Source organism: Kitasatospora sp. NPDC088779 (genome assembly GCF_040685395.1).
Lineage (GTDB): Bacteria > Actinomycetota > Actinomycetes > Streptomycetales > Streptomycetaceae > Kitasatospora.
The window spans coordinates 192,964-219,010 of record NZ_JBFBHW010000006.1; the positions used below are offsets into that span (position 1 = coordinate 192,964).

The 26,047-nt window shown below is 71.4% G+C and carries 25 protein-coding genes and 4 tRNA genes; 13 read left to right on the forward strand and 16 right to left on the reverse strand.

The genetic code is table 11. The annotated features are described in order from the left end of the window. Positions 1–5 precede the first annotated feature (5 nt). From AB0P03_RS07765 to AB0P03_RS07780, 4 genes are all read right to left on the reverse strand, one after another. A complete protein-coding gene (locus AB0P03_RS07765; RefSeq protein ID WP_063348348.1) occupies positions 6–317 on the reverse strand; it encodes a metalloregulator ArsR/SmtB family transcription factor in 312 nt (103 codons plus the stop codon). Between the two features lie 183 nt (positions 318–500). Next, positions 501–2,234 carry a methionine--tRNA ligase gene (gene metG / locus AB0P03_RS07770; RefSeq protein WP_363628064.1) on the reverse strand — a complete coding sequence of 578 codons (1,734 nt, stop codon included), beginning with the start codon at positions 2,232–2,234 and terminating at the stop codon, positions 501–503. A gap of 219 nt (positions 2,235–2,453) precedes the next feature. Then, positions 2,454–2,654, reverse strand: coding sequence for a DUF397 domain-containing protein (locus AB0P03_RS07775; protein ID WP_063348346.1), 201 nt, complete (start codon positions 2,652–2,654; stop codon positions 2,454–2,456). After that, on the reverse strand, positions 2,651–3,502 hold the full coding sequence (locus tag AB0P03_RS07780) for a helix-turn-helix transcriptional regulator (RefSeq protein WP_363628065.1): 852 nt from the start codon (positions 3,500–3,502) through the stop codon (positions 2,651–2,653). The genes AB0P03_RS07775 and AB0P03_RS07780 overlap by 4 nt, the downstream gene beginning before the upstream one ends. Positions 3,503–3,811: 309 nt before the next feature. On the opposite strand from AB0P03_RS07780, the gene AB0P03_RS07785 reads away from it, so the two are divergent. After that, positions 3,812–3,970 (forward strand): hypothetical protein, encoded by a 159-nt coding sequence (locus AB0P03_RS07785; RefSeq protein WP_350880619.1) that lies wholly within the window; start codon positions 3,812–3,814, stop codon positions 3,968–3,970. Between the two features lie 51 nt (positions 3,971–4,021). Here AB0P03_RS07785 and AB0P03_RS07790 read toward each other — a convergent pair whose 3' ends face one another. The 3 genes from AB0P03_RS07790 to AB0P03_RS07800 form a co-directional block, all read right to left on the reverse strand. Then, the gene (locus AB0P03_RS07790; RefSeq protein ID WP_350880617.1) at positions 4,022–4,222 is read right to left on the reverse strand and encodes a DUF397 domain-containing protein; all 201 of its coding nucleotides are present in this window, start codon (positions 4,220–4,222) and stop codon (positions 4,022–4,024) included. Between the two features lie 60 nt (positions 4,223–4,282). Then, the gene (locus AB0P03_RS07795) at positions 4,283–4,912 is read right to left on the reverse strand and encodes a GNAT family protein (RefSeq protein WP_363628066.1); all 630 of its coding nucleotides are present in this window, start codon (positions 4,910–4,912) and stop codon (positions 4,283–4,285) included. A gap of 123 nt (positions 4,913–5,035) precedes the next feature. Then, positions 5,036–6,319, reverse strand: coding sequence for an adenylosuccinate synthase (locus AB0P03_RS07800; RefSeq protein ID WP_363581417.1), 1,284 nt, complete (start codon positions 6,317–6,319; stop codon positions 5,036–5,038). Between the two features lie 126 nt (positions 6,320–6,445). On the opposite strand from AB0P03_RS07800, the gene AB0P03_RS07805 reads away from it, so the two are divergent. From AB0P03_RS07805 to purM, 3 genes are all read left to right on the forward strand, one after another. Further along, positions 6,446–7,300 (forward strand): diacylglycerol kinase, encoded by an 855-nt coding sequence (locus tag AB0P03_RS07805; RefSeq protein WP_363581415.1) that lies wholly within the window; start codon positions 6,446–6,448, stop codon positions 7,298–7,300. Between the two features lie 242 nt (positions 7,301–7,542). Further along, positions 7,543–9,126 carry an amidophosphoribosyltransferase gene (purF, locus tag AB0P03_RS07810; protein ID WP_350880611.1) on the forward strand — a complete coding sequence of 528 codons (1,584 nt, stop codon included), beginning with the start codon at positions 7,543–7,545 and terminating at the stop codon, positions 9,124–9,126. 79 nt (positions 9,127–9,205) lie between these two features. Continuing rightward, positions 9,206–10,291: a phosphoribosylformylglycinamidine cyclo-ligase gene (gene purM, locus AB0P03_RS07815; protein ID WP_363581413.1), complete on the forward strand. Its 1,086-nt coding sequence runs from the start codon at positions 9,206–9,208 to the stop codon at positions 10,289–10,291. 162 nt (positions 10,292–10,453) lie between these two features. On the opposite strand, the gene AB0P03_RS07820 is transcribed toward purM, so the two are convergent. Further along, positions 10,454–10,711 carry a DUF3073 domain-containing protein gene (locus AB0P03_RS07820; RefSeq protein ID WP_063348338.1) on the reverse strand — a complete coding sequence of 86 codons (258 nt, stop codon included), beginning with the start codon at positions 10,709–10,711 and terminating at the stop codon, positions 10,454–10,456. Between the two features lie 416 nt (positions 10,712–11,127). Next, on the reverse strand, positions 11,128–12,285 hold the full coding sequence (locus AB0P03_RS07825) for a Glu/Leu/Phe/Val dehydrogenase dimerization domain-containing protein (protein ID WP_363628067.1): 1,158 nt from the start codon (positions 12,283–12,285) through the stop codon (positions 11,128–11,130). Between the two features lie 199 nt (positions 12,286–12,484). Between AB0P03_RS07825 and AB0P03_RS07830 the strand changes: the two genes are divergently transcribed. Together AB0P03_RS07830 and bldC are read left to right on the forward strand one after the other, a co-directional pair. Further along, a complete protein-coding gene (locus AB0P03_RS07830) occupies positions 12,485–13,381 on the forward strand; it encodes a hypothetical protein (RefSeq protein ID WP_363628068.1) in 897 nt (298 codons plus the stop codon). Positions 13,382–13,866: 485 nt separating this feature from the next. Continuing rightward, entirely contained in the window at positions 13,867–14,073 is a 207-nt protein-coding gene (gene bldC, locus AB0P03_RS07835) for a developmental transcriptional regulator BldC (RefSeq protein ID WP_014137253.1), read from the forward strand. Between the two features lie 358 nt (positions 14,074–14,431). On the opposite strand, the gene AB0P03_RS07840 is transcribed toward bldC, so the two are convergent. Together AB0P03_RS07840 and hrpA are read right to left on the reverse strand one after the other, a co-directional pair. Then, positions 14,432–14,505: transfer RNA gene (locus tag AB0P03_RS07840), tRNA-Asp, on the reverse strand. A 118-nt stretch (positions 14,506–14,623) separates the two neighbouring features. Continuing rightward, positions 14,624–18,610: an ATP-dependent RNA helicase HrpA gene (gene hrpA, locus AB0P03_RS07845; protein WP_363581407.1), complete on the reverse strand. Its 3,987-nt coding sequence runs from the start codon at positions 18,608–18,610 to the stop codon at positions 14,624–14,626. A gap of 187 nt (positions 18,611–18,797) precedes the next feature. On the opposite strand from hrpA, the gene AB0P03_RS07850 reads away from it, so the two are divergent. Then, complete coding sequence (locus AB0P03_RS07850) at positions 18,798–19,328, forward strand: SigE family RNA polymerase sigma factor (RefSeq protein WP_363376868.1); 531 nt, start codon at positions 18,798–18,800, stop codon at positions 19,326–19,328. Then, positions 19,325–20,305 carry a hypothetical protein gene (locus AB0P03_RS07855; RefSeq protein WP_363581405.1) on the forward strand — a complete coding sequence of 327 codons (981 nt, stop codon included), beginning with the start codon at positions 19,325–19,327 and terminating at the stop codon, positions 20,303–20,305. Before AB0P03_RS07850 ends, AB0P03_RS07855 begins: the two co-directional genes overlap by 4 nt. A gap of 91 nt (positions 20,306–20,396) precedes the next feature. Here AB0P03_RS07855 and AB0P03_RS07860 read toward each other — a convergent pair whose 3' ends face one another. From AB0P03_RS07860 to AB0P03_RS07880, 5 genes are all read right to left on the reverse strand, one after another. After that, a complete protein-coding gene (locus AB0P03_RS07860) occupies positions 20,397–20,942 on the reverse strand; it encodes a Uma2 family endonuclease (RefSeq protein ID WP_363628069.1) in 546 nt (181 codons plus the stop codon). A 115-nt stretch (positions 20,943–21,057) separates the two neighbouring features. After that, positions 21,058–21,131, reverse strand: a tRNA-Phe gene (locus tag AB0P03_RS07865). A 27-nt stretch (positions 21,132–21,158) separates the two neighbouring features. After that, positions 21,159–21,232: transfer RNA gene (locus AB0P03_RS07870), tRNA-Asp, on the reverse strand. Between the two features lie 55 nt (positions 21,233–21,287). Then, positions 21,288–21,360: transfer RNA gene (locus tag AB0P03_RS07875), tRNA-Glu, on the reverse strand. A 126-nt stretch (positions 21,361–21,486) separates the two neighbouring features. Continuing rightward, positions 21,487–21,828: a metallopeptidase family protein gene (locus AB0P03_RS07880; protein ID WP_350880588.1), complete on the reverse strand. Its 342-nt coding sequence runs from the start codon at positions 21,826–21,828 to the stop codon at positions 21,487–21,489. Between the two features lie 70 nt (positions 21,829–21,898). Between AB0P03_RS07880 and crcB (AB0P03_RS07885) the strand changes: the two genes are divergently transcribed. The 5 genes from crcB (AB0P03_RS07885) to AB0P03_RS07905 all read left to right on the forward strand — a co-directional run. Then, a complete protein-coding gene (gene crcB, locus AB0P03_RS07885) occupies positions 21,899–22,390 on the forward strand; it encodes a fluoride efflux transporter CrcB (RefSeq protein WP_363581401.1) in 492 nt (163 codons plus the stop codon). Beyond that, positions 22,387–22,737 (forward strand): DUF190 domain-containing protein, encoded by a 351-nt coding sequence (locus tag AB0P03_RS07890; protein ID WP_363581399.1) that lies wholly within the window; start codon positions 22,387–22,389, stop codon positions 22,735–22,737. Before crcB (AB0P03_RS07885) ends, AB0P03_RS07890 begins: the two co-directional genes overlap by 4 nt. Next, positions 22,734–23,108 (forward strand): fluoride efflux transporter CrcB, encoded by a 375-nt coding sequence (crcB, locus tag AB0P03_RS07895; protein WP_363581397.1) that lies wholly within the window; start codon positions 22,734–22,736, stop codon positions 23,106–23,108. The genes AB0P03_RS07890 and crcB (AB0P03_RS07895) overlap by 4 nt, the downstream gene beginning before the upstream one ends. Positions 23,109–23,544: 436 nt before the next feature. Next, a complete protein-coding gene (locus AB0P03_RS07900; protein WP_363581395.1) occupies positions 23,545–23,976 on the forward strand; it encodes a hypothetical protein in 432 nt (143 codons plus the stop codon). Positions 23,977–24,172: 196 nt separating this feature from the next. Continuing rightward, positions 24,173–26,047 (forward strand): DEAD/DEAH box helicase (locus AB0P03_RS07905; protein WP_363628070.1); only part of this gene is annotated, 1,875 nt, incomplete at its 3' end.

A 26,047-nucleotide genomic window follows, 5' to 3' on the forward strand; every position in this document is an offset into this window, starting at 1 on the left:
GGGGCCTACAGGGTGTGGCCGAGAGCGGTGATGAGGGCGGCGATGCGGGCCTCGTCGCGGCGGTAGTGGGTCCACTTGCCGATGCGGGTGGCGCGGACGAGGCCGGCGCGCTGGAGTTCGGCGAGGTAGGCGGAGACGGTGGACTGGGCGAGGCCGGCCTTGGCCTGGATGTGGCTGACGCAGACGCCGACCTCGCGCGGGTCGGCGACCGCTTCCTCCAGGGGGAAGTGGCGTTCGGGTTCGCGCAACCATGCCAGCAGTTGCAGGCGCGTCGGGTTGGCGATCGCCCGCAGGGCGGTGACCAGGTCAACATCCATGGCTGGAAGCGTACCGGCGTGTGACAGCAGGGCCTCGGCGAGCCGACGCCGGTCAGTGGGGCAGTGCGGTGTCGCCCGGTGGGGTGCCGATGACCTGAGCGAACCATCGGTGATGGTGCGTCAGAGTCCCCCCGGTGTCAGGCGGGTGGCGGGCGGCCCGGGCCCCGGGCCGCCCGCCGGGGCTCAGCCCTCCTGGCCGCCGAAGCGGGTGGTCCAGGCGGTCAGGTCCTCGTCGGTGATCTTGGCGAACAGCACCGGCGGCACGGTGAACGCCGTCCCGGCCGGCACCAGGTCCAGTGCCCGCGCCTGCTCCGGGCCGACCCAGGACAGGCCGGCCGCCGGAGCGTCCTCGGGCAGGGCGAAGGCGCCGCGCATCGCCGCCGCCGCGGTCGGGATGAACGGCTCGGAGACCACCGCGTACAGCTGGATCAGGTTCATCGCGGTGCGCAGGGTCAGCGCCGCCGCGTCCGGGTCGGTCTTCACCTGGAGCCAGGGCGCCTTCTCGTCCAGGTACGCGTTGCCAGCGCTCCACAGCGCGCGCAGAGCCTGCGCGGCCTTGCGGAAGTTGAGCCCGTCCAGCTGGGCCTCGTACTCGGCCAGCAGGGCGGCGATCTGCTCGCCGAGGCGCTGTTCGGCCTCGCCGGGCGCGTGGCCGGCCGGGACGGCGTCGCCGAAGCGCTTGCGGCTGAAGGTGAGCACCCGGTTGACGAAGTTGCCGAGGGTGTCGGCGAGGTCCTTGTTGACGACGGAGGCGAAGAGGTCCCAGGTGAAGCTGGAGTCGTCCGACTCGGGGGCGTGCGCCATCAGGAAGTAGCGCCAGTAGTCGGCCGGCAGCAGTTCCAGGGCGACGTCGGTGAAGATGCCGCGCTTCTGGCTGGTGGAGAACTTCCCGCCGTAGTAGGTCAGCCAGTTGAAGGCCTTGACGTAGTCGACCTTCTTCCACGGTCGGCGCGAGCCGAGGATCGTGGCCGGGAACATCACGGTGTGGAACGGGACGTTGTCCTTGGCCATGAACTCGGTGTACCGGACGCTGTGGTCGGCCTCGTACCACCAGGACTTCCAGTCCCGGGCCTGCCCGGCCGGGGCCGCGTCCGCCCACTCCTTGGTGGCGCCGATGTACTCGATCGGGGCGTCGAACCAGACGTAGAACACCTTGCCCTCGGCCGCCAGCTCCGGCCAGACGTCGGCCGGCACCGGGACGCCCCACTCCAGGTCGCGGGTGATCGCGCGGTCCTGGAGGCCCTCGGTGAGCCACTTGCGGGCGATCGAGGAGGCCAGCACCGGCCAGTCGTCGCCGTGGGCGGCGATCCACTGCTCGACCTCGTCGGTCAGCTCCGACTGGAGCAGGAACAGGTGCCTGGTCTCCCGGACCTCCAGGTCGGAGCTGCCGCTGATCGCCGAACGCGGCTCCAGCAGGTCGGTCGGGTCCAGTACCCGGGTGCAGTTCTCGCACTGGTCGCCGCGCGCCTTGTCGTAGCCGCAGTGCGGGCAGGTGCCGACGATGTAGCGGTCCGGCAGGAAGCGGCCGTCGGCGTTGGAGTACACCTGCCGGATCGCGCGCTCCTCGATGAAGCCGTTGCGCTGGAGTTCGCGGGCGATCTCCTGGGTGATCTCGCGGTTCTGCGGGGAGGAGCTGCGGCCGAAGTGGTCGAAGGACAGCCCGAAGCCGTCGTACACCGCCTTCTGCGCGTCGTGCGCCTGGGCGCAGAACTCGGCGACGGGCAGCCCGGCCTCCTGCGCGGCCAGTTCGGCGGGCGTGCCGTGCTCGTCGGTCGCGCAGATGTAGAGCACCTCGTGGCCGCGCCGGCGCAGGTAGCGGGAGTAGACGTCCGCCGGGAGCATCGACCCGACCATGTTGCCCAGGTGCTTGATCCCGTTGATGTACGGAAGGGCGCTGGTGACCAGGTGCCGAGCCATCCTCGGATGCTCCGATTTCTCCCGCACGCGCACCCCACCCGGAGTGCTGTGCCAGGCGCAGGGGTCCACTGTGGGCTGCCAAGCCTACCGCCGCCGGGCCGGGAGGACGGTGCGGCTCAGGGGCGGGCTCAGGGGCGGGCTCAGGGGTGGGCTCAGGGGTGGGTGCGGTTCAAGGGCGGTGCTGCTCAGGGGCGGGTGCTGCTCGGGGGCGGGTGTGGCTCAGGGCCCGACGGAGTCGCTGTACCGGTCGAACTCCCCGGCCTTCACCCCGCGGACGAACGCGGCCCACTTGCGCGGCGTGGTCCGGACGACGATCTCGGGGCGGTCCGACTCGCGGATCTCCACCAGACCGTCGGCGGCTCTGATCTCGACGCACTCGTTGCTCTCGCCGCTGGACGAGGACTTCCGCCACTCAGTCATGAGAAGTCTTTCAGTAAGGCCCGGATGAAGTCCCGGGACTCGGCCGGCCCGAGGGCGACCGCGGCGGTCTCCTCCTTGATCTGTCGGTACGTCTGCAGTTCGGTGTCGGTGTGCACGAACTTCGGCCCGTTCGAGAGGTCGATCTGCACGGTGTCGAGCTCGGGAACGGGCCCGCGGGCGAGGTAGAGGCTCTCTCCGGACCCGGGAAAGGTGTCGACGCTGAACGGGATGGTCCGGATCTCCACCCCGGGCCGCTCGGAATCCTCCAGCACGCCGAGCAGCTGGTCGCGCAGCACCACCGCCCCGCCGAACTGCATGCGCAGCGCGGATTCGTGGATGTACGCGGCGTACGGCTTCGGGCGTTCGGTGAACAGCCGCTGGCGCTGGATCCGGAACGCGGTGCGGGCGTCGGCGTCCGGCTGGGGCATCGGCGGCCGGACCCGGGCGAACACCGCGGAGGCGTACGCCGAGGTCTGCAGCAGTCCGGGGATGAAGGTGGTGTGCAGGATGGCCAGCGACTCGGCGTGGTGCTCCATCTCCGCGATGTCGATGAGCCCGCCGGGCAGCCGGCCGCGGTAGCCGTCCCACCAGTACTTGCGCCGGTCCTGCGTCATCGCGAGCAGCGCGTCGAGGTAGGGGCCGTCGGCGCAGTGGCAGGTGCGGGCCCAGAGCCGGAGCCGTTCGGCGCTGATGCCGGACTTCCCGTTCTCCATCTGCGAGATCTTGGGCAGGTCGGTGCCCAGGGTGGCGGCCAGGCTCTTGGGCGTCACGCCCACGCGTTCGCGCATCTTGCGCAGCTCGATGCCAAGGCGCTGCTGACGCACGGTCGGCGACAAGCGGGGTGGCATGACTCTCTTCTCCGGATCGCGGCTCGGGTCGATGCTTCCGGTGAAGTGTGCCGTGCTCACCCGGCCCTAGCTACTGAAATGGGGGATACCCCACGATGGAGTGAACGTTCTCCCGCTCGGTAGCAAGTCTTGCACCTCGACCCTATGGTCGTTCCCGCGTCAGTCACTGACTTGTTGTGGCCTAAACAGCCGCCAATCAGCCGTAAATACACACCAGATGCATGGTCGGCACGCTCGACATCACCGACCGGAGACTGTCATGCCGCTTCCGCTGCTTCTCACCCCCGCCCACCGCATTCCCGCCACCCGGTGAACGGCCTGCTCGTCGCCGGTTTGTCCGCCCTCCTGCTCGCCGTGCTATTCGTCGGCTGGCTGGTCTGGCTGGTCAACGCCCAACCCCGCGAACCGCGTTCCGTAAAACGCGAGTTCGTCGTCCGCCATTCCTCCGCCGCCGTCGAGAAGAAATAGCGCGCGGCAGCGGTGGCCCCCCGCCGGGAGGGGGGCCACCGGAGGGTGCGGTCAGCCGTCGCCGAAGTGGTCGAATTCGCCGCGCTTCACGCCCTCGATCCAGAGCGCGAACTTCTGCGGGGTGGTGACGATGATCGCGTCGGGGCTCTCGGATTCGCGGACCTCGATCAGTCCCCGTTCGTTGACGGACACCTCCACGGAGTCGCCGCCGTCCCGGGTGCTGCTGGTGGACTTCTGCCACTGCTGGGTCATCGGTTTCCTACTCCCATCGCGGTTCCTGCCTGGCACCCTGGACAACTCCCGGGGGGCCGTTCAGGAACGGGGGCGCACGGAGGGTTGGGCACCGCGCGAAAGGCGCTCGACGAGGCGGATCCGGGCGGCGGGCCACTCGTCGGCGAGCATCGAGAAGTAGGCGGTGTCGCGCCACACGCCGGTGTCGCGCCGCTTCTCGCGGCGGTGGACGCCCTCGTACCGGGCGCCGAGGCGCAGGATCGCCTTGCGGGAGCGCTCGTTGAGCGCGTCCGTCTTCCAGTAGACCCGGCCCATGCCCAGGTCGTCGAAGGCGTGCGAGAGCAGCAGCAGCTTGGCCTCGGTGTTGACGGGCGTGCGCCAGACCGAGCGGGCGTACCAGGTGCCGCCGATCTCGACGACCTCGTCGACGAGCCTGACGTCGTAGTAGCCGGTGATGCCGACGGCCCGGCCGCTGGGGAGGTCGATCACGGCGAACTTCACCGCCGACCCGGCCGCCACCTCGGCGAGCCGGGCGTCGAGGATCGTGCCCAGTTCCTCCTCGGTCGCGGGCGGGAGGGAGGGGATCCAGCGCCAGACCTCCGGGTCGGGGCCGACGCCGGCCCACAGGTCGGGCAGGTGGTGGCGGCCGAGGGGCTCCAGGCGGACGTGGCGGCCGGTGAGGGTCACGGGCGTGGGCGGCTGTGCGGTCATGCCGGAAAGGTAGCGCCATGCTGCACTAGATGCAATGAACTTCTGCACTAGTGCAAAATTGGCGGAGCGGGCAAAGAGAAGGGCCCCGCGGGACGTCCCGCGGGGCCCTCGACCGGATCAGGCTCAGATGAACGAGTTGATCTGGATCGTCTCGTCGCGGCCCGGGCCGACGCCGATGGCGGAGATCGGCGCGCCGGACATCTCCTCCAGCGCCTTCACGTACGCCTGCGCGTTCTTCGGCAGCTCGGCGAAGGTCTTGGCCTTGCTGATGTCCTCGGTCCAGCCCGGCAGCGTCTCGTAGATCGGCTTGGCGTGGTGGAAGTCGGACTGGTTGTACGGGAGTTCCTCGACCCGCTTGCCGTCGATCTCGTACGCGACGCAGACCGGGATCTGCTCCCAGCCGGTGAGCACGTCGAGCTTGGTGAGGAAGAAGTCGGTGAGGCCGTTGACCCGGGTCGCGTAGCGCGCGATGACCGCGTCGAACCAGCCGCAGCGACGGTCACGGCCGGTGGTGACACCGCGCTCGCCGCCGATGCGGCGCAGCGCCTCGCCGTCCTCGTCCAGCAGCTCGGTCGGGAACGGGCCGGAGCCGACGCGGGTGGTGTAGGCCTTGAGGATGCCGATGACCCGGTCGATCTTGGTCGGGCCGATGCCGGCGCCGGTGCAGGCGCCACCCGAGGTCGGGTTCGACGAGGTCACGAAGGGGTACGTGCCGTGGTCGACGTCGAGCAGGGTGCCCTGGCCGCCCTCCAGCAGGACGACCTTGTTCGCCTTGAGCGCCTGGTCCAGGACGAGGGTGGTGTCGGCGAGGAAGGGCTTGATCTTGTCCGCGTAGCCGAGGTACTCCTCGACGACCAGCTCGGCCGGGATGGCGCGGCGGTTGTACAGCTTGACCAGGATCTGGTTCTTGTCGTGCAGCGCCGCCTCGATCTTCTGGCGCAGGATCGACTCGTCGAACAGGTCCTGGACCCGGATGCCGACGCGGTTGATCTTGTCCGCGTAGGTCGGGCCGATGCCGCGGCCGGTGGTGCCGATCCGGCGCTTGCCGAGGAAGCGCTCGGTGACCTTGTCCAGGGTGCGGTGGTACGGCGTGATCAGGTGGGCGTTGCCCGAGATCAGCAGCTTGGAGGTGTCGATGCCACGGTCGTTGAGGCCGCTCAGCTCGGAGAGCAGCACGCCCGGGTCGATGACGACGCCGTTGCCGATGACCGGCGTCACGTTAGGGCTGAGGATGCCGGAGGGGAGCAGGTGCAGGGCGTACTTCTGGTCGCCGATGACCACCGTGTGACCGGCGTTGTTGCCGCCCTGGTAGCGGACGACGTAGTCGACGGAGCCGCCGAGGAGGTCGGTGGCCTTCCCCTTGCCCTCGTCCCCCCACTGAGCGCCAACGAGCACGAGTGCCGGCACAGGCGTACACCCCTTCCGGTTGGGGCATCCTGCGTAGGCCGCAGTCTGCCCCGAGATAGACGAAGCCCCTGGCGCAGTAGCGCAAGGGGCTCTTGCACCGAGAGATTACCTGAGGAAGGACCGGTCGTGTCGTCCCTGTCCACGCCCGCAACCGGCGGCCCCGAGCCGCTCCTGCTGCTCCTCGACCCGGCGGCCCGGCAGACCGACGGCGAGTCGGTGCGGATCGCGAAGGACGTGCTCTGCGGAGGCGCGGACGTCAAGGTGGTCTATCCGGAGAGCCCGTCCGAACTCGACCGGGTGCTTTCGCACCGGGGTCGTCGACGCCCGGTCGTGATCGGTTCCGACCTGGCGTTGCAGCGGGTGCTCCAAGCCCTGTACCGCCAGCGTGAGCTGGGCGCGGATCCGGTGGGCATGGTTCCGGTCGGCCGGTCGGAGGAGCTGGTCGCGGCCCGCGCGCTCGGGGTGCCGGGCGAGCCGGTCCGGGCCGCGCGAGCGGTGCTGTCGGGTGCGGCGCGCAAGCTCGACCTGCTGGTGGACGACGGCGGCGGGGTGGCGCTGGGAGGGGTGCGGATCACCGGTGCCGGGACGCGGCGTCCGGCCGGCCGTACGGGTGGTTGGCGTTCGCTATGGGCGAAACTGGCTGCGGCCGAGCAGGCGAACGCACTCGCGGCGGACGGCCGGTCCTCCGCCGAGCACAACCCCCGGGTCCGGGTCGAGGCCGACGGCCGGCTGCTCGCCGACGTGCACCGGCCGGTGCGGCTGGTCCAGCTGACCCTGCCGGGCGTCGAGGCGGACGCCGCCGGCGTGCTGGAGGTGGTGATCCGCGCGCCCGGCGCCCTGGTGCGCGCCCGGGCGGAGAGCGTCTCGGTGGTCGGGCGCGGCTTCGGCTACGAGGCGGACGGCCACCCCGTCGGTCCGGTCCGCGCCCGCACCTGGACGGTCCACCCGGGCGCCTGGGGCCTGTTGCTGCCCGCCGCGTGACGCCGGGGTGAACCCCGGGTGAGCAGGCTCACTTTCGCCGTCGCCCCGACTCCCGGCCCTCCGCACACGGAACGCCCCAACAGGCGCGAACCACAAGGCCAACCGCCTCCGGCCGGAATTCCCCCCACCCGAAATCCCCACCCGGTAAGGGGTTTTGTCTACGCGCGTTACCGGCCGATCGTCAGACAATCCCGGCCGCCCGGGTTCCGGAAGCCCGTGCCCGCTGCCCTAGACTCGAAGACGTGCCACGTGGTGACGGAAGACTCAACCACGATCTTCTTCCCGGTGAGAAAGGCCCCCAGGACGCTTGCGGCGTCTTCGGTGTCTGGGCTCCCGGCGAGGAGGTCGCCAAGCTCACGTTCTTCGGCCTTTACGCCCTGCAGCACCGCGGTCAGGAATCCGCGGGCATCGCAGTGAGCAACGGCTCCCAGATTCTCGTCTTCAAGGACATGGGGCTCGTGTCCCAGGTCTTCGACGAGGCCTCCCTGGGGTCGTTGCACGGGCATATCGCCGTCGGACACGCCCGCTACTCGACCACCGGGTCCTCGGTCTGGGAGAACGCCCAGCCGACCTTCCGCGCGACCGTACACGGTTCGCTGGCCCTCGGGCACAACGGAAACCTGGTGAACACCGCCGAACTGGCGGCGATGGTCGCCGAACTGCCCGGTGAGGAGCACGTCTCCCGCTCCGGGCGGAGCGCCGCGACCAACGACACCGACCTGGTGACCGCGCTGCTCGCCGGCCACCCGGACCTCTCCATCGAGGAGACGGCCAAGGTCGTGCTGCCCAAGGTCAAGGGCGCGTTCTCGCTCGTCTTCATGGACGAGCACACCCTCTACGCCGCCCGCGACCCGCAGGGCATCCGCCCGCTGGTGCTCGGTCGGCTGGAGCGCGGCTGGGTGGTCGCCTCCGAGACGGCGGCGCTGGACATCTGCGGCGCCTCGTTCATCCGCGAGGTCGAGCCCGGCGAGCTGATCGCCGTCGACGAGAACGGCATGCGCAGCTCCCGCTTCGCCGAGGCGAAGCCCAAGGGCTGCGTGTTCGAGTACGTCTACCTGGCCCGCCCCGACACCAGCATCGCCGGGCGCAACGTGCACCTCTCCCGCGTGGAGATGGGCCGCCGCCTGGCGAAGGAGGCGCCCGTCGAGGCCGACCTGGTGATAGCGACGCCGGAGTCCGGCACCCCCGCCGCGATCGGCTACGCCGAGGCCAGCGGCATCCCGTACGGCTCCGGCCTGGTGAAGAACGCCTACGTGGGCCGCACCTTCATCCAGCCCAGCCAGACCATCCGTCAGCTCGGCATCCGGCTCAAGCTCAACCCGCTGCGCGAGGTCATCGCGGGCAAGCGCCTGGTGGTCGTCGACGACTCGATCGTCCGCGGCAACACCCAGCGCGCGCTGGTGCGGATGCTGCGCGAGGCCGGCGCCGCCGAGGTGCACATCCGGATCTCCTCGCCGCCGGTGAAGTGGCCGTGCTTCTTCGGCATCGACTTCGCCACCCGCGCGGAGCTGATCGCCAACGGGATGACCGTCGAGGAGATCGGCCGCACGCTCGGCGCGGACTCGCTCTCCTACATCTCGATCGACGGCATGATCGAGGCCACCAAGCAGCCCAAGGACAGGCTCTGCCGGGCCTGCTTCGACGGCGAGTACCCGATGGAGCTGCCGGACCCGGCACTGCTCGGCAAGCTCCTGCTGGAGGCCGAGATCAAGGGCAGCCAGCAGCCGCCGGCCGTGCGCGGCAAGCCGACCAGCGGCAGCGACCTGGACGGCGTCCAGTCGCTGCTCGGCGGGGCGGGCGCGGCCGACGCGCTGCGCCGCCCGTAACGAATCCACGGTGGGGTCCCGCGAAACGGGGCCCCACCGCTGTTCCAGCCCCCACCAGACCCGAGAGGGCCGCACCGTAGTGACCAGCAACCAGAACGGCGCCACCTACGCCGCAGCCGGCGTCGACATCGAGGCGGGCGACCGCGCCGTCGAGCTCATGAAGCAGTGGGTGAAGAAGGCGAACCGCCCCGAGGTGGTCGGCGGTCTCGGCGGCTTCGCCGGCCTCTTCGACGCGTCCGCCTTCAAGCGCTACGAGCGGCCGCTGCTGGCTTCGGCCACCGACGGCGTGGGGACCAAGGTGGCCATCGCGGCCGCCATGGACAAGCACGACACCATCGGCCACGACCTGGTCGGCATGGTCGTCGACGACCTGGTCGTGTGCGGCGCCGAGCCGCTGTTCATGACCGACTACATCTGCGTCGGCAAGGTCGTGCCGGAGCGGGTCGCCGCGATCGTCAAGGGCATCGCCGAGGGCTGCGCGCTGGCCGGCTGCGCCCTGGTCGGCGGCGAGACCGCCGAGCACCCGGGCCTGCTCGGCCCGGACGAGTACGACGTCGCGGGCGCCGGCACCGGCGTGGTCGAGGCCGACGCGCTGCTCGGCGCCGACCGCGTGCGGGCCGGCGACGTGGTGATCGCGATGGCGGCCTCGGGCCTGCACTCCAACGGCTACTCGCTGGTGCGCCACGTGCTGCTGAACGAGGCCGGCTGGAAGCTGGACCGCAAGGTCGAGGAGTTCGGCCGCACGCTCGGCGAGGAGCTGCTGGAGCCGACCCGGATCTACTCGCTGGACTGCCTGGCGCTCACCCGCGCCACCGAGATCCACGCCTTCTCGCACGTCACCGGCGGCGGCCTGGCGGCCAACCTGGCCCGGGTCGTCCCGGAGGGCCTGCACGCCCGCCTGGACCGCGGCACCTGGACCCCGCTGCCGGTCTTCCAGACCGTCGCCCAGGTCGGCAAGGTGGCCACCCTGGAGATCGAGAAGACGCTCAACATGGGCGTCGGCATGGTCGCGGTCGTCCCGCCGTCCTCGGTGGACGCCGTGCTGGCGATCCTGGAGGACCGCGGCGTCGAGGCCTGGCTGCTCGGCGACATCGTCGAGCGCACCGGCGAGCACGAGGCCGGCGCGGCGCTCTACAACGCCTACGAGGGCTTCACCGCGGGCTGAGCCCGGCTGGACGACGAGAGGGCCCCTCCGGCGCACCGGAGGGGCCCTCTCGTCGTCCAGCCACCCGGGGGGCGGCGACCACCCGGTAACCATCCGGTACGCGGGAACGCCGAAGACCGGCCTGGCGCGCTGGGCGCCTGGGCCGGTCGGCGAAACTACTGGCTACGAGCGGCGAGAGGCCTGCGACGGCCCGGTGCCCGGCTCGGTGTCGTCCTCGTCGTCGAGGTCGGCATAGCGGGCGGCGTACTCGGCATACGGGTCGTCGTCCTCCTCCTCCTCGATCGGCTCCGGGTCGATCGGAGCGGTGGACGGCGATGCGCCCAGCTCGTTGGACAGACGGTTAGCGTCAAACCCGCCGCTGTTGTACTTCAGCTCGCGGGCGACCTTCGTCTGCTTGGCCTTGGCCCGGCCGCGCCCCATGGGTCGACCCCCTCAACGATGGGGCTCACGGCCCCGAGTCTGACACGTGTTCATGATCAGGACCGGCCTGCCCGAATGGGAGGACCGTCCCTTGGAGCATTAACGGTACCTGTTTCCGCCGCTGGACGGTACGTCGTCGGTGTGACGTGGCGCGCACCGACCGCACCCGAGACCAGGTCTTCCCAGGTCAGGGGAGGTTTTGCGGCGGTTTGCGCGCTGTCCGGAGGTGTCTGAGGTCCGTCGTTCCAGGACCGATTATCCCCCCAAGGGGGACCTTGGATCACCCGATCGGGCGCAGAAGTGAGAATCCGGTTCCACATCGTGATGCGCGGGGGACGGCTGGGCCCCTCCCGCCCGGGGGCGGGTCACGGGGGTGCGGCCGCCCCCCGCGCATCCGAGGTTCCGGGGGCGCCGGATCAGGCCCGGCGGGCGCCCGGCAGCAGGACCGTGCGCAGCGCGCTGATCTCGCGCATCCGCTTCTCGGCCAGGCGGTCGGCGGCGACCGCCGGCGGGACGCCGTCGGAGGCGGCCCGGGTGAAGATCTCCAGGGTGGTGTCGAAGATCCTGGTGGCCTTGTTCTTGGCCCGGTCGAAGTTGAAGCCCTCGATCTCGTCGGCGACCTGGATCACGCCGCCGGAGTTCACCAGGTAGTCCGGCGCGTAGAGGATGCCGCGGTCCGCGAGGTCCTTCTCGACGCCCGGGTGGGCCAGCTGGTTGTTGGCCGCGCCGCAGACGACCGTGGTGCCGGACTCGCCGAGCGCGGCCACCGTGTCGTCGGTCAGCGCGCCGCCCAGGGCGCAGGGGGCGTAGACGTCCAGCCGGGCCTGCAGCAGGGCGGCGGTGTCGGCGACGACCTCCACCTCCGGGTGGGCCGCGCGGACGCGGTTCACGGCGGTCTCGGAGACGTCGGTGATGACGACGGTGGCGCCGTCCGCGACGAGGTGGCCGACCAGGTAGTGGCCGACCTTGCCGACGCCCGCGACGCCGACCCGCTTCCCGCGCAGGGTCGGCTGGTCCCAGCGGGCCTGGGCGGTGGCGCGCATGCCCTGGAAGACGCCGAAGGCGGTCAGGATGGACGAGTCGCCGGCGCCGCCGTGCTCGGGCGAGCGGCCCGTCACGAACTGCGTCTCGCGCGCGATGACGTCCATGTCCTGCACGTAGGTGCCCACGTCGCAGGCGGTGATGTAGCGGCCGCGCAGGGACTCCACGAAGCGGCCGTAGGCGCGGAGCATCGCCTCGTTCTTGTCCTTGGTGGGGTCGCCGATGATGACGGCCTTGCCGCCGCCGAGGTCGAGCCCGGCCAGCGCGTTCTTGTAGGACATGCCGCGGGACAGGTTGAGCGCGTCCTCCAGGGCCGCCTCCTCGGAGGCGTACGGGAAGAAGCGGGTGCCGCCGAGGGCCGGGCCCAGCGCGGTGGAGTGGATGGCGATGATCGCCTTGAGCCCGGAGCTGCGGTCGTGGCAGAGGACGACCTGCTCGTGGCCGTCGCCGGGGGCGCCGTCCTGCTCGGTGCGGAAGATCCTGCTGAGCACTCCGGGTGCGGGGTGCGTGGCGGATGTCTGTACGTCGGTCACTGTGGTGACTCCAGTATCGAAGGCCCGCCTGCTGTGGTGCGGGCGCCTAGGGCGAAGCGTAGTCGCGGGAGCGTCGCCGATCCGCCCTCTTGTCCGAGCTTGTCCCCGCGGTCCGGGGAATGGGACGCCGGGGGTGCGCGGTGCGGGCGCGAAGGGGTTCGGGGGCGCGCCCTCCCGGGGCCGGTCGGCGCGTGCGACCATGCAGGACGTGACCGTCGTGCGCACCTCGGTACTGCCGCCCTACGCCGCCCACCTGCGGGTCTACGAGCCGCTGGCCGCCTACCCGGAGTCCGAGCGGGCGCGCTGGCAGGCCTACGCGGCGGAGCGCGGTCCGGACGCCGTCGAGGCGGCGCAGCCGGTTGCCGCGGCCGTCCTGGAGGAGCAGCGGGAGGCGCTGGCGGAGCTGGCCGCCCGGACGCCCCGGGCGCTGCCCGAGCGGGAGAGCGGGCGGGCCTACCTGCGGGTGGTGGACGGCGTGCTGTACGTCTGCCCGTGGGCGACCAGGCTGCGCAGCTGGCAGGCGCTGGAGGAGCTGCGGGCGGCCGCGCCGGTGGCGCTGCTGGACACCGCGGTGCCGCCGGTGGCCCGGGCGGCGGCGGAGGCGGACCGGGAGCGCTGGCGGGCCGGCCATCCGGACGCCCGGCCGTGGATCCTGACCAGCCGGTGGGAGGTGCCGGTGCGCTGGTTCCTGCCGTTCGGGGACGAGGACCGCTGTTTCGTGCCGGCGCAGGAGCGGGGCAAGCCGGGGCGGGCGGCGGCGCTGTTCTACCTGGTGCCGATGGCGCAGGCGCGCCGCCGGGTGGCCCGGGCCTTCCGGGCGCTGCGTGAAGAGGTGCCGGACGGGGAACTGGTCCGGGGGGCGGAACAGATCGGGCGGTGGCTGGAGGAATTCCATCCGCGCTCGCTGGTGGAGCTGGACTACGGGGGGCTGGTGCATTTGCTGGGGCCGGAGCGGCTGTTGGCGGACCGTTCGGCGGGGGAGCTGGAGGAGGGGCTCCGCGCGCTGCGGGCGGGGGACACCGCGGAGGCGCTGCGCGCGTACGGGGAACTGACGGCGCGCTGGCGGAGGGTGCTGGCGCTGCGGTACGCGAACTGACGTCCGACCACCCGTGTATGACTGTAAGAGTCCTATGGCCCGAGCTGGATGACCAAGGTCCTGGTTCGGGTCAATAGCTGTCGAACGTGACACTACTCACCGTTGACGCGAACTTACCCCTATGTGCAAAAATGGGACAACCAGCCCAACTTCACGCGGGCATGCCCACTTTTGGGTGGTTCTGGAGTCGATGCGTGCTTTGCGGGGAAACAGGGGGTCTGGTCCCCTCGTAACCAGGCGTCACGGCCGCGTGACTGCCCGTTATGGGGTGGTCCATCGCCATCCGTCGCTCTTGAACCCGTGAGGGGTCAATTTTGGCGGTTTGGTCGATAGGGCTGGACGGATGGTGTAGTTGTAGACACCAGGACAAGCCGTTCGTCCTATAACCGACTCGGCCCGTCTATGCCATTTCGGGCATCGCGGGCCAAGGTGCAGAATTTGAAGGATAGAACCGCCCTGGTTCGGTTCTCCCGAGGAGGCCGCTCATGACCGCTCGTACCCCTGATGCTGAGCCCCTGCTGACGCCGGCAGAGGTCGCCACCATGTTCCGCGTGGACCCGAAGACGGTCACTCGTTGGGCCAAGGCGGGCAAGCTGACGTCCATTCGCACGCTCGGCGGTCACCGCCGTTACCGCGAGGCGGAGGTGCGCGCTCTGCTGGCCGGGATTCCCGCTCAGCGCACTGAGGCCTGATAGGCCGAAGGCTCTTTAAAGGGGCCGCTTACCGGACTCCGCCGGGTCCGGTAAGCGGCCCCTTTGCCATGCCCGCTCGCGGTGCCCGGGTACTCGGCACAACGTACGGAATGCTGAACTCCGGATAACGATTCGATGCGCATGATGCGGGGGGGATTTACAGTTAATGGCTGTACAATTTTACATATTAAATTAGTGAGGTCTTGGTGGGGGTGGTGCGGGGGTGTTCTCGGGAAAAGATAAGTGACGACCGTCACACCGTCTGTCACTTGTGGTCTGGACCTGGTCCGGGATAGACACCGGACGCCCAAAAGCGAGAGGCCCGGAACCTGACGGTTCCGGGCCTCTCGCACTGCGGCGATCCCGACGGGACTTGAACCCGCGACCTCCACCTTGACAGGGTGGCGAGCTAACCAACTGCTCCACGGGACCAGAGTTTTCTGATCTCGTTCACTCGCTTGCCGCGCTGCGAACAAGACAGATCGTAGCCCATGGTGGGCCCCCAGGTCGAACTGGCACCTGAGGGCCCCCGAGGAGGCCGCCGCCCAGCTCAGAGCGTGGCCCTGGCGGCCTCCATCGCCTTGGTGATCCGCTTCTCCGACACCGGGCTCGGCGTGCCCAGCGACTGGGCGAAGAAGCTGACCCGCAACTCCTCGATCATCCAGCGGATCGCCAGCACCTCCGCGGACGGCTGCCGACCGGCCGGCACCGCCGCCAGCAGCTCCCCGTACTCCCGCTGCACCTGCTGGACCTTCAGCAACTGCTGGGCGTCCCGCTGCGGGTGGTTGGGCAGCGCCTCCAGCCGGCGGTCCACCGCCAGCAGGTAGCGCTTGAGGTCCGGCAGCCGCTGCCAGCCGGTGTCCGTGACGAAGCCCGGGTGCACCAGGGAGGCCAGGTGCAGCCGGATGTCGTTCACCGCGTTCAGCAGCACCGGGCTGCTCACCGACTTCAGCCGGGTCGAGGCCTTGTGGAAGGCGATCAGTGCGGTGGCCGTCTTCAGCGTGGTGTCCGCGGACAGGTCGTACAGGTCCGCCCGCACCTTGTCGTGCAGCGTGCCGAAGGCTGCCTCGTCCCAGGCCGGTCCGCCGGCCAGGGTCATCAGCCGGTCCGTCGCACAGGCCACCACGTCCTCGAAGAGGGCGTTCACCGAGCCGTGCGGGTTGTGCGAGAGCGCCAGCTTCGCCTGGTTGCCCAGCCGGCCCTGGATCGACTTGGCCGGGGAGGTGGTGGTCAGCATCAGCAGCCGGCGGGTGCCCTCCCACATCGACCGCGTCTGCGCCTGCGGGGTGTCGAACAGCTTCACGCCGACCGACGCCCCCTCGTCCACCAGGGCCGGGTAGGCGCGCAGCGAGTGGCCGCGCGAGCGCTGCTCGAAGGTGCGCTGGAGCACGGGCAGGCCGCCCGGCCAGGCGGTCAGCCCGCCCTGCTCGATGCCCTGGCCGGAGGCCGCCGAGGACAGCGTCTCCTTGAGCTTCGGCTTGAGTCGCAGCCGCAGCTCCTCCAGGTCCTTGGACTCGGCGAGCTTGCGGCGGCCGTCCACCACCCGGAAGGTCACCTTGAGGTGGTCCGGCACCCGCTCGTCGTCCCAGGCCTCCGGCGGCACGGTGATGGCCGTCAGGCGCTTGAGGGCGTGCTCCAGGGACGGCAGCAGCGGCTCCTGGCGGTCCTCCACCGCGCGCAGCGCCGCCTTCGCGAAGTCCGGCGCCGGCACGAAGTTGCGCCGGATCGCCTTCGGCAGCGACTTGATGTACGCGGTGACCAGCTCCGTCCGCAGGCCCGGGATCTGCCAGTCGAAGCCCTCCGCGGTGACCTGGTTGAGCACCGGCAGCGGGATGTGGACGGTCACGCCGTCCGCGTCGCTGCCCGGTTCGAACTGGTAGGTCAGCTGGAAGCGCAGCTTGCCCTGCTGCCAGTGGTCCGGGTAGTCGGCCTCCGTGACGCCGTCCGCGGAGTCGTTGATCAGCATCGACTTCTCGAAGTTGAGCAGGTCCGGCTGCTCGTGCCGGGCCTTCTTCCACCAGGAGTCGAAGTGCCGGGTGGAGACCACGTCCTCCGGCAGCCGGGCGTCGTAGAACTCGAACAGGGTCTGGTCGTCGACCATGATGTCCCGGCGCCGGGCCCGGTTCTCCAGCTCCTCGACCTCGCCGAGCAGCTTGCGGTTCTCGGCGAAGAACCGGTGGTGGGTCTCCCAGTCGCCCTCGACCAGCGCGTTGCGGATGAACAGCTCGCGGCACAGCTCCGGGTCGATCCGGCCGTAGTTGACCTTGCGCTGGGCGACGACCGGCATCCCGTAGAGCGTCACCCGCTCGTACGCCAGGACGGCTCCGGCCTTCTTCTCCCAGTGCGGCTCGCTGTACGTCCGCTTGATCAGGTGGCCGGCCAGCGGCTCCACCCACTCCGGCTCGATCTTGGCGTTGATCCGCGCCCACAGCCGGGACGTCTCCACCAGCTCGGCCGACATCACCCAGCGCGGCGGCTTCTTGAACAGGCCCGAGCCCGGGAACACCGCGAACCGGGCGCCGCGCGCGCCGCCGTACTCGCGCTTCTCCACGTCGAACAGGCCGATGTGGGAGAGCAGGCCGGCCAGCAGCGACTGGTGGATCCGGTCGGCGTCCGGCTCGGCGTCCTCGTGCGGCTCCTCGATGGTGACGCCCAACTGCTTGGCGACCGTGCGCAGCTGGGTGTAGATGTCCTGCCACTCCCGTATCCGCAGGTAGTTGAGGAACTCCGCCTTGCACATCCGGCGGAAGGCCGAGGAGGACAGCTCGCGCTGCTGCTCCCGGACGTAGCGCCACATCGCCAGGTAGGACAGGAAGTCGGAGGTCTCCGAGTTGAACCGGCGGTGCCGCTCGTCGGCGGCCTGGCGCTTCTCGGCGGGGCGCTCGCGCGGGTCCTGGATGGACAGCGCGGCGGCGATCACCATCACGTCGCGCACGCAGCCGTTCTTGTCGGCCTCCAGCACCATCCGGGCCATCCGCGGGTCCACCGGGAGCTGGGCCAGCTGGCGGCCGAGCGCGGTGAGGCGCTTGCGCGGGTCCTTCTCGTCCGGGTCCAGCGCGCCCAGCTCGTGCAGCAGGTGCACGCCGTCCTTGATGTTGCGGGAGTCCGGCGGGTCCAGGAACGGGAAGGCGGCGATGTCGCCGAGGCCCGCCGCCGTCATCTGCAGGATCACCGAGGCCAGGTTGGTGCGCAGGATCTCGGCGTCGGTGAACTCGGGGCGGGAGAGGAAGTCCTCCTCCGAGTACAGCCGGATGCAGATGCCGTCGGAGGTGCGGCCGCAGCGGCCCTTGCGCTGGTTGGCGCTGGCCTGGCTGATCGCCTCGATCGGCAGCCGCTGCACCTTGGTGCGGTGGCTGTAGCGGGAGATCCGGGCGGTGCCCGGGTCGATCACGTACTTGATGCCGGGGACGGTGAGGCTGGTCTCGGCGACGTTGGTGGCGAGGACGATCCGGCGGCTGCCGGAGCGCTGGAACACCCGGTGCTGCTCGGCCGAGCTCAGCCGGGCGTACAGCGGCAGGACCTCGGTGGACTTGAGTTTCAGCTTGTCCAGGGCATCGGCGGTGTCGCGGATCTCGCGCTCGCCGGAGAGGAAGACCAGGATGTCGCCCGGGCCCTCGGCCTGGAGCTCCTGGGCCGCTTCGCAGATCGCCTGGATCTGGTCCCGGTCGCGGTCGGCGTCCGTCGCGTCGTCGTCCTCGTCCAGGTCGTCGACGAGCGGGCGGTAGCGGACCTCCACCGGGTAGGTGCGGCCGGAGACCTCGATGATCGGGGCGTCGTCGAAGTGCCGGGCGAAGCGCTGCGGGTCGATGGTCGCGGAGGTGATCACGACCTTGAGGTCCGGGCGGCGCGGGAGCAGCTGCTTGACGTAGCCGAGGATGAAGTCGATGTTGAGGCTGCGTTCGTGCGCCTCGTCGATGATCAGGGTGTCGTACTGGAGCAGTTCGCGGTCGGTCTGGATCTCCGCGAGCAGGATGCCGTCCGTCATCAGCTTGACCAGGGTGTCCTGGCCGACCTGGTCGGTGAACCGGACCTTCCAGCCGACCGCCTCGCCCAGCGGGCTGCGCAGCTCCTCCGCGACCCGCTCGGCGACCGTACGGGCGGCGATCCGGCGCGGCTGGGTGTGGCCGACCAGACCGCGCACGCCGCGGCCCAGCTCCAGACAGATCTTCGGGATCTGGGTGGTCTTGCCGGAGCCGGTCTCACCCGCGACGATCACCACCTGGTGGTCCCGGATGGCCGCCAGGATCTCGTCCTTCTTCTGGCTGACCGGCAGCTCGGCGGGATAGCTGATCGGCGGGACGGCACCGCGGCGCTGCTCGACCAGCAGCTCGGCGCGGTCGATGTCGGCGGCGATCTGGGCGGCGACCTTCTGCCGGGCCTCGGGCTTGCGGACCCGACGGGCCCCCTCCAGTCGGCGCCCGATCCGCACCTGGTCGCGCAGGGTCAGCTCGGGCAGGCGGGCGGCCAGCTCACCGATACCGGAACCCTCGGCGGGTGCGGGGGCGGACTGGACTGCGGGAGAACTCACTGCGGGCATCCCTCTAGGTTCGCAAGGAGGCACGGCGGCGCGCACCTCGGTTTTCGAGCCTCTCCAGTGTCACAGCCCCCGGCGGCCGAGCGCGAACGGCGGGTCCGGGTGCCGGTGACGTCGGGCCGGGCGGCTTCGGGCCGGGCCAGGCAACGATTCGCGGCGGTTTCGGGCTCTGGGGGTTGAGGAGGTGCTCATGGGAGCCCAGAAGACCGCGAGGGACGAGGAGTTCCGCGCGTTCACCGGCAGCGCGTGGACGCGGCTGCTCAGGACGGCGTACCTGCTCGCGGGGGACCGGCACACCGCCGAGGACCTGGTCCAGCAGGCCCTGGAGCGGGCGTACGTCGCCTGGAGCCGGGTCCGGGCGGCCGACGACCCGCACGCCTACGTGCGCCGGATCCTGATCAACGAGCACGCCCGCCGGTTCCGCCGCCGAGCGGCCGAGGAACTGGTCACCGCCGTCCCCGACCGGGCCGCACCCGAGGGCCCCGACGGCTACGCGCGGCTGGACGAACGGGCGGCGCTGCTCACGGCCCTCGGCACGCTGCCGCCCCGGCAGCGGCAGGCCGTCGTGCTGCGGTACTGGGAGGACCTCACCGAGACCCAGACCGCCGCGGCGATGGGCTGCTCGGTCGGGACGGTGAAGAGCCAGGCGGCCAGGGGCCTGGCCAAGCTGCGGGAGGCCTCCTCACTCAACGGGCTGGCGAGCATCGGAGGCGGAAGATGAGCAACGAGGGCAACGTGGGGGCCATGGGGAACGTGGACGGCGAGGACAGGGCCGGGGCGGGGTCCGAGGCCTCGGCGGCGCGGGTCCTGGGCGAGCTGGCCGGAAGCGTCGAGATCGGGGCCGTCCCGTACGACCGGCTGGTTGCCGGGGGGCGGCGCCGGCTGCGGCGCCGGCGGCTGCTGACCAGCGGGGCGGTGGCGGCGCTGGTCGCGGCGGCCGTCGTCGGGGGGACGGCACTCGGCGGGCTCGGGCTCGGGCGGGGGCCGGGAGACGCGGCCGACGCGGGGGCGGTGGTGGCGGACGCCCGGACCGTCACCACCGCCGAGGCCGCCGCAGGCACCGCAGGCACCGCGGGCACCGCCACGACACCGACCGCTCCCGCGCGGGATCCGTTCACCCCGGTCCGGGTCGTGGTCGGCCAGGGCACCACGAACGGCAGGCAGTGGCAGGCGTGGGCCGCGTTCTGGCCGGCGGCCGCCACCAAGGAGGACGCCCTCCGCCAGGCCCGGCTGATCTGGGCGGACCGGCACGCGGCCATCCCGCAACTGCCGGAGACCACCCGGGCGGACATCGACCGGAGCTGGCACCCGGACGTGGACCTGGTGAACCTCTACGCCACCGTGGACGGGCAGCGCCAGGTCGACGACGCGATGCACGACACCCCCGCCCCGGGGACGCCGGACGGGGCGATCATCGACCGGGCCACCTCCGGAGGGGGGACGATGCTCGGGCTCAAGGGCGGGGAGCTGGGCGCCTCACCGGTGGTGATCGCCGGGGTCCGGCCCCAGGTCGCGAAGGTCGTGGTCACCTGGGACACCGGCGGCGTCAGCGCGTCGGTGCCGGTCGCCCTCGGCGACTCCCCGACGCACTGGTACGCGATCGCCAAGAAGCCGGGCGCCCAGGCCCGCACGTTCACGTACTACGCGGCGGACGGCTCCGTGCTGGGCACCGACGCCAGCTGGTTCCGCTCCTACTGAACCCGCCCGGCGCTGTGCGGCCTCGGCGCCGCCCGCGCGACCGGCCCACCTCCCCCTCGGGTCAGCCCGCCCGAGGGGGAGCCGCCCGGGATCAGTAGGGCAGCAGGTCGCCGGTGACCAGCTCGAACCCGAAGGGCTCCGGAACGCGCAGCGTCTCGCCGAACGCGATGTCCTCGCGCCGGTGGTACCGGGTGCCGTCCGGCCTGCTGAAGAGGGTGACGGTCTTCTCCCGCGCGTCGACCAGGAGGTACAGCGGGATCCCCATCAGCGGGTAGTCCCGCACCTTCCCGACCCAGTCGTTCTCGGGGTTGGAGGGCGAGACCAGCTCGACCGCGATCGCGGCCAGCTCGGCGGGCACCTGGTTGTCGGTGGTGGCCAGCGCGTCGTCCGGAAGGTACGTCAGGTCGGGATTGCGGCTCTTGCCGACGTCGGGCGAGACCAGATCGGTGTTCTCGCTCGGCAGCAGCCCGGCCGGGGTGTGGGCGTCGAACTGCCGGCGCACCACCAGCAGGTTGCGCTGGTGGATCCCCGAGGGGCTCCCCATCATGACGATGGTGTCGCCGGAGAGCTCCACCTTGAAGCCGTCGGGCAGGCTCCTGCGGGCTTCTTCCAGGAGCTCGAAGTGTTCCGGGGTCATGAGTGCGACGCCTCCCGAACCGAATCCACCGGTATCCGGCAGCCAGCGTAGTCGGCGTCCGACCCCCGGGACGGCGGAAGCCCCGCAGCGATCACGCTGCGGGGCTTCCGATCTGTGGCCAGGGCCGGGGTCGAACCGGCGACCTTCCGCTTTTCAGGCGGACGCTCGTACCAACTGAGCTACCTGGCCGTACTACACCGTCTCTTGCGAGACGAGCGATCCCGACGGGACTTGAACCCGCGACCTCCACCTTGACAGGGTGGCGAGCTAACCAACTGCTCCACGGGACCTTGTAGTGGTTTCCCACTAAGGTCTTGCGGCACTGCTTTTTACTACGGTACTGCGTGCCCCCAACGGGATTCGAACCCGTGCTACCGCCTTGAAAGGGCGGCGTCCTGGGCCACTAGACGATGAGGGCTTGCGGCCTGTCCCGCTGTTTCCAGCGTTCGGGGACGTCGAGAAGCATATGGGATGCAGGGCGGATCGCCAAAACGGGTTTCGGCCGGGTGGGTGGGGGCCGTCCGAGGGCCGCCCGGGGCGGGGGTCAGGACCAGCCGAGTTCGTCGAGTTCGTGGTCGTCGAAGCCGAAGTGGTGGGCGACCTCGTGGATGACCGTGGTGCGGACTTCGGCGACGACCTGGTCGTGGGTCTCGCAGTGCCGGAGGGTGGGGCCGCGGTAGATGAGGATCCGGTCGGGCAGGACGCCCGCGTACCACTCGCCGCGTTCGGTGAGCGGGGTGCCCTCGTAGAGGCCGAGGAGTTCCGGGTCGGCGGGGTCGGGCTCGTCCTCGACGAAGACGGCGACGTTGTCCATCATGGCCGCGAGCTGCGGGGGAATCTGGTCGAGGGCGTCGCTGACCAGCGTCTCGAACTCTTCCCGGGTCATCTCCACCGGTTCATTGTCGGGTCTGGAGTGACGCTGTGCCAGACGGCGGAAGCCGGTGTTTGATGGGGTTATGGCGACCTCGGACGGCACGGTGGACGGCCCGGCGCGGACCCGGCCGGTGGGCGACGGGACGGCCGCCCGGAGACGGCCGCCGGTGTGGCGCGGGCAGGGGCCGGCCGTGGCGGTGATCGCGGTGGGCGGGGCGATCGGGGCGGTGGCCCGGTACGGCGCCGGGCTGGCCTGGGCGAACGGGCCGGCGGCGTTCCCGTGGACGACGCTGCTGATCAACGTGGTCGGGTGCGCGGTGATCGGGGTCTTCCTGGTGGTGATCACCGAGGGGCGTCCGGCGCACCCGCTGCTGCGGCCGTTCTTCGGCACCGGGGTGCTGGGCGGCTTCACCACCTTCTCGACGTACGCGGTGGACATCCGGCGGCTGGTGGAGGAGGGGCGGCTCGGGCTCGGGCTGGCGTACCTGGGGCTGACGCTGCTGGGTGCGCTCGGCGCGGTGTGGGCGGCGGCCGCGCTGACGCGCCGTCTGATCGCCCGCGGGGGCGTGCGGTGAGCAGGTTGAGCGGGCCGGCGCTGCGGCTGACCGTGTTGGTGGGGGAGAACGACCGCTGGCACCACCGGCCGCTGTACAGCGAGATCGTGCACCGGGCGCGGGCGGCGGGGCTGGCCGGGGCGAGCGTGTTCCGCGGGATCGAGGGGTTCGGGGCGTCGTCGCTGGTGCACACGGCGCGGCTGCTGTCGCTGAGCGAGGACCTGCCGGTGGCGGTGGTGATCGTGGACGAGGAGGAGCGGGTGCGGGCGTTCCTGCCGCAGTTGGACGGGCTGGTGGCGGAGGGTCTGGTGCTGCTGGACCGCTGCGAAGTGGTCAGGTACGTGGGGCGGGAAGAGGCTTCGGGGTGAACTGGCTGCTGGTGGTGGCGGGCGCGGTGGTCGGCGCGCCGCTGCGGTACCTGACCGACCGGGCCGTGCAGGCCCGGCACGACTCGGTGTTCCCCTGGGGGACGTTCGCGGTGAACGTGGTCGGCTGCCTGGTGCTCGGCCTGGTGACCGGGGCGGTGGCGGCGGGGGCCGCGTCCCCGCACGTCCAGGTGCTGCTGGGGACGGGGCTGTGCGGGGCGCTGACCACGTACTCGACCTTCTCGTACGAGACGCTGCGGCTGGTCGAGACCGGGGCGGGGCGGTACGCGCTGGCGAACGTGGCGGGCAGCGTGGTGGCGGGGCTGGCCGCGGTGTACGCGGGGGCGGGGCTGGCCTCGGCGTTCTGGGGCTGAGCGTCTGCCGGTCTGCCCGTCTGCCGGTCTGCTCGCCTGCCGGTCTGCTCGCCTGCCGGTTCGGCGGGCTGTGGCGGATGCGGCCCGGACGCTTCCTGGCGCGCTGCCCGTGTCCCGTCGGGGCGGGCGCGCGTTGGGCACCGAAAAGCGGCCGCGCGAGCAGTGGGCGGCCCGGGTGGGGCGGTGGAGAGGGATCTCGGTGGCTTCGGTGCGGGCGGTTCGGGCGGTGGTGCGTACGGCTTCGGTGCTGGCGGTGGCCGGGCTGGGGTTGACGGGGTGCATGTCGGTCGGTCCTGAGGCGGAGGTGAAGCACGGGGTGGCGCCGGTCGGGCAGGCCGGTCCGGCGGGCAAGCCGGGGGTGACGAGCGGGCCGTCGGCCTCGCCGAGCGGCGCGCATCCGGGGAGTGCGTCCGGGCGCCCGGAGCGTTCGGGGGGCTTGCAGAGCGAGAACGCGCCGGCCGGGGTGACGGCTGCGGCGGCGGGCGAGGTGGCACCCGGCGCGAACGGCGCGGCCGCCGGCGTGGTCCCGGTGCCGGGGGCGCCCGCCGTGGACGCCGCGCCGGCCGGCACCGGCGCGAACGGTTCGGCGGGGGGCGTGAGTGCCAGCCCCGCGCCCCGGCCGGGCGGCGGTGCGTCGGCCGGTACCGGTGGTGCGGCGGGCACCGGGGGCGCGGGCGGGGCGGGCGGCACCGGTGAGGGCCGCTCCGGCGGCACGGCGGGCACGCCGTCGGCCACGCCGAGCAGCCACTCCTCGACGTCCCCCGAGCCCGAGCACAGCTCACCCGCCGCGACCGTCCCACCGACCACGGAGCCCTCGGCCGGCAACTCCGGTTCCTCGGCCCCGAGCCCGCATGCGGGTGGGCATTAGCGGGCTGGCCAGGGCATTTGCCTCTGATCCCGAGGTTCGTCTATGGTGGTAGATCGTTCGTTTGATTCATTTGACTGGCGCCCTATTCCCATCTGGCGCCCTTGGCGCGTTCCGGCGATCCGTGGCTGACCGCATAGAGGCGGTTGTGAAACAGAACCCCCGGACTTTGGCGCGTGCCACTTCCGGAAGGTTTTACATGTCTCTCGTTGACGACGCCCGCTTCGCCATGCCCGCGAGCGAGGCCGCCGCCGATGTCACCGACACCGCCGACACCCTCACCGACGCCGTCGAGGCCGTCGAGCCCACCGACGCCGACGCCGACGTCGAGCTGAACGCCGACGCCGTCGAGGCCGAGGAGGCCGTCGAGGCCGCCGAGCCCACCATCACCTTCGGCGACCTGGGCCTGCACGACGACGTCGTGCGCGCCCTCGCCAAGCGCGGTGTCACCACCCCGTTCCCGATCCAGGCCGCGACCATCCCGGACGCCCTGGCCGGCAAGGACGTGCTGGGCCGTGGCCGCACCGGCTCCGGCAAGACCCTCAGCTTCGGCCTGCCGCTGCTGACCCGCCTCGCCGACGGCGAGCGCACCAAGCCCAAGCACCCGCGCGGCCTGATCCTCGTCCCGACCCGCGAGCTGGCCATGCAGGTGGCCGACGCCCTGGAGCCGTTCGGCTCGGTGCTCGGCCTCAAGCTCAAGGTCGTCTGCGGCGGCACCTCGATGTCGAACCAGATCTACGCGCTGGAGCGCGGCGTCGACGTCCTGGTCGCCACCCCCGGCCGTCTGCGCGACCTGCTGAACCGCGGCAGCGCCAAGCTGGCCGACGTCCGGACCGTCGTGCTCGACGAGGCCGACCAGATGGCCGACATGGGCTTCCTGCCCGAGGTCACCGAGATCCTCGACCAGGTGCCGGCCGGTGGCCAGCGCCTGCTGTTCTCCGCCACCCTGGAGAACGAGATCGACACTCTGGTCAAGCGCTACCTGAAGAACCCGGTCACCCACGAGGTCGACCCGTCGGCCGGCGCGGTCACCACCATGACCCACCACATCCTCGTGGTGAAGCCCAAGGACAAGGCGCCGATCACCAACGCGATCGCCGCCCGCAAGGGCCGCACGATCATCTTCGTCCGCACCCAGATGGGCGCCGACCGCGTCGCCGAGCAGCTCATCGAGGCCGGCGTGAAGGCCGACGCGCTGCACGGCGGGATGACCCAGGGCGCCCGTACCCGCGTCCTCGGCGACTTCAAGGACGGCTACGTCAACGTCGTCGTCGCCACCGACGTCGCCGCCCGCGGCATCCACGTCGACGGCATCGACCTGGTCCTCAACGTGGACCCGGCCGGCGACCACAAGGACTACCTGCACCGCTCCGGCCGCACCGCCCGGGCCGGGCGCTCCGGCGCCGTCGTCACCCTGGTGCTGCCGCACCAGCGCCGCGGCGTCTTCCGCCTGATGGAGGACGCGGGCGTCGACGCCTCGCGCCACATCCTCGACCACGCCTTCGACGCCGAGGTCGCCAAGATCACCGGCGCCCGTTCGCTGATCGAGGTCCAGGCCGAGAGCGCGGCCGGCATCGCCGGTGCCGCCGAGCGCGAGCTCGCCGACATGACCCGCCAGCTGGAGCGCGCGCAGCGCCGCACCACCGAGCTGCGCGAGGAGGCCGACCGCCTGGCCGCGCGGGCCGCCCGCGAGCGGGCCGAGCTGGGCATCGAGGACGAGGCCCCGGCCGCCGAGGCGGGCGACGAGGCCGCTGCGGAGACCCCGGCCACCGAGGCGCCGGCTCCGGCCGCCGCGCCGCAGGCCGAGGAGCGCACGCCGTCGTACCGCGAGGCGCGCACCGAGCGTCCGGCCTTCGGCCGTGACCGTGACCGCGATGACCGTGGTGGCCGTTCCGGTGGCTTCAACCGTGACCGTGACGACCGTGGTGGCCGTTCCTTCGGTGACCGTGACGACCGCGGCGCCCGTTCCGGTGGCTTCAACCGCGATGACCGTGGTGGCCGTTCCGGTGGCTTCAACCGTGACCGTGACGACCGTGGTGGCCGTTCCTTCGGTGACCGTGACGACCGCGGCGCC

Coding starts and splice junctions, on each gene's coding strand:
- AB0P03_RS07765 (WP_063348348.1), bottom strand. CDS start 317: ATGGATGTTGACCTGGTCACCGCCCTGCGGGCGATCGCCAACCCGACG.
- metG (WP_363628064.1), bottom strand. CDS start 2,234: ATGGCTCGGCACCTGGTCACCAGCGCCCTTCCGTACATCAACGGGATC.
- AB0P03_RS07775 (WP_063348346.1), bottom strand. CDS start 2,654: ATGACTGAGTGGCGGAAGTCCTCGTCCAGCGGCGAGAGCAACGAGTGC.
- AB0P03_RS07780 (WP_363628065.1), bottom strand. CDS start 3,502: ATGCCACCCCGCTTGTCGCCGACCGTGCGTCAGCAGCGCCTTGGCATC.
- AB0P03_RS07790 (WP_350880617.1), bottom strand. CDS start 4,222: ATGACCCAGCAGTGGCAGAAGTCCACCAGCAGCACCCGGGACGGCGGC.
- AB0P03_RS07795 (WP_363628066.1), bottom strand. CDS start 4,912: ATGACCGCACAGCCGCCCACGCCCGTGACCCTCACCGGCCGCCACGTC.
- AB0P03_RS07820 (WP_063348338.1), bottom strand. CDS start 10,711: ATGGGGCGCGGCCGGGCCAAGGCCAAGCAGACGAAGGTCGCCCGCGAG.
- AB0P03_RS07830 (WP_363628068.1), top strand. CDS start 12,485: ATGCAGGACGTGACCGTCGTGCGCACCTCGGTACTGCCGCCCTACGCC.
- bldC (WP_014137253.1), top strand. CDS start 13,867: ATGACCGCTCGTACCCCTGATGCTGAGCCCCTGCTGACGCCGGCAGAG.
- hrpA (WP_363581407.1), bottom strand. CDS start 18,610: ATGCCCGCAGTGAGTTCTCCCGCAGTCCAGTCCGCCCCCGCACCCGCC.
- AB0P03_RS07850 (WP_363376868.1), top strand. CDS start 18,798: ATGGGAGCCCAGAAGACCGCGAGGGACGAGGAGTTCCGCGCGTTCACC.
- AB0P03_RS07855 (WP_363581405.1), top strand. CDS start 19,325: ATGAGCAACGAGGGCAACGTGGGGGCCATGGGGAACGTGGACGGCGAG.
- AB0P03_RS07860 (WP_363628069.1), bottom strand. CDS start 20,942: ATGACCCCGGAACACTTCGAGCTCCTGGAAGAAGCCCGCAGGAGCCTG.
- AB0P03_RS07880 (WP_350880588.1), bottom strand. CDS start 21,828: ATGACCCGGGAAGAGTTCGAGACGCTGGTCAGCGACGCCCTCGACCAG.
- crcB (WP_363581401.1), top strand. CDS start 21,899: ATGGCGACCTCGGACGGCACGGTGGACGGCCCGGCGCGGACCCGGCCG.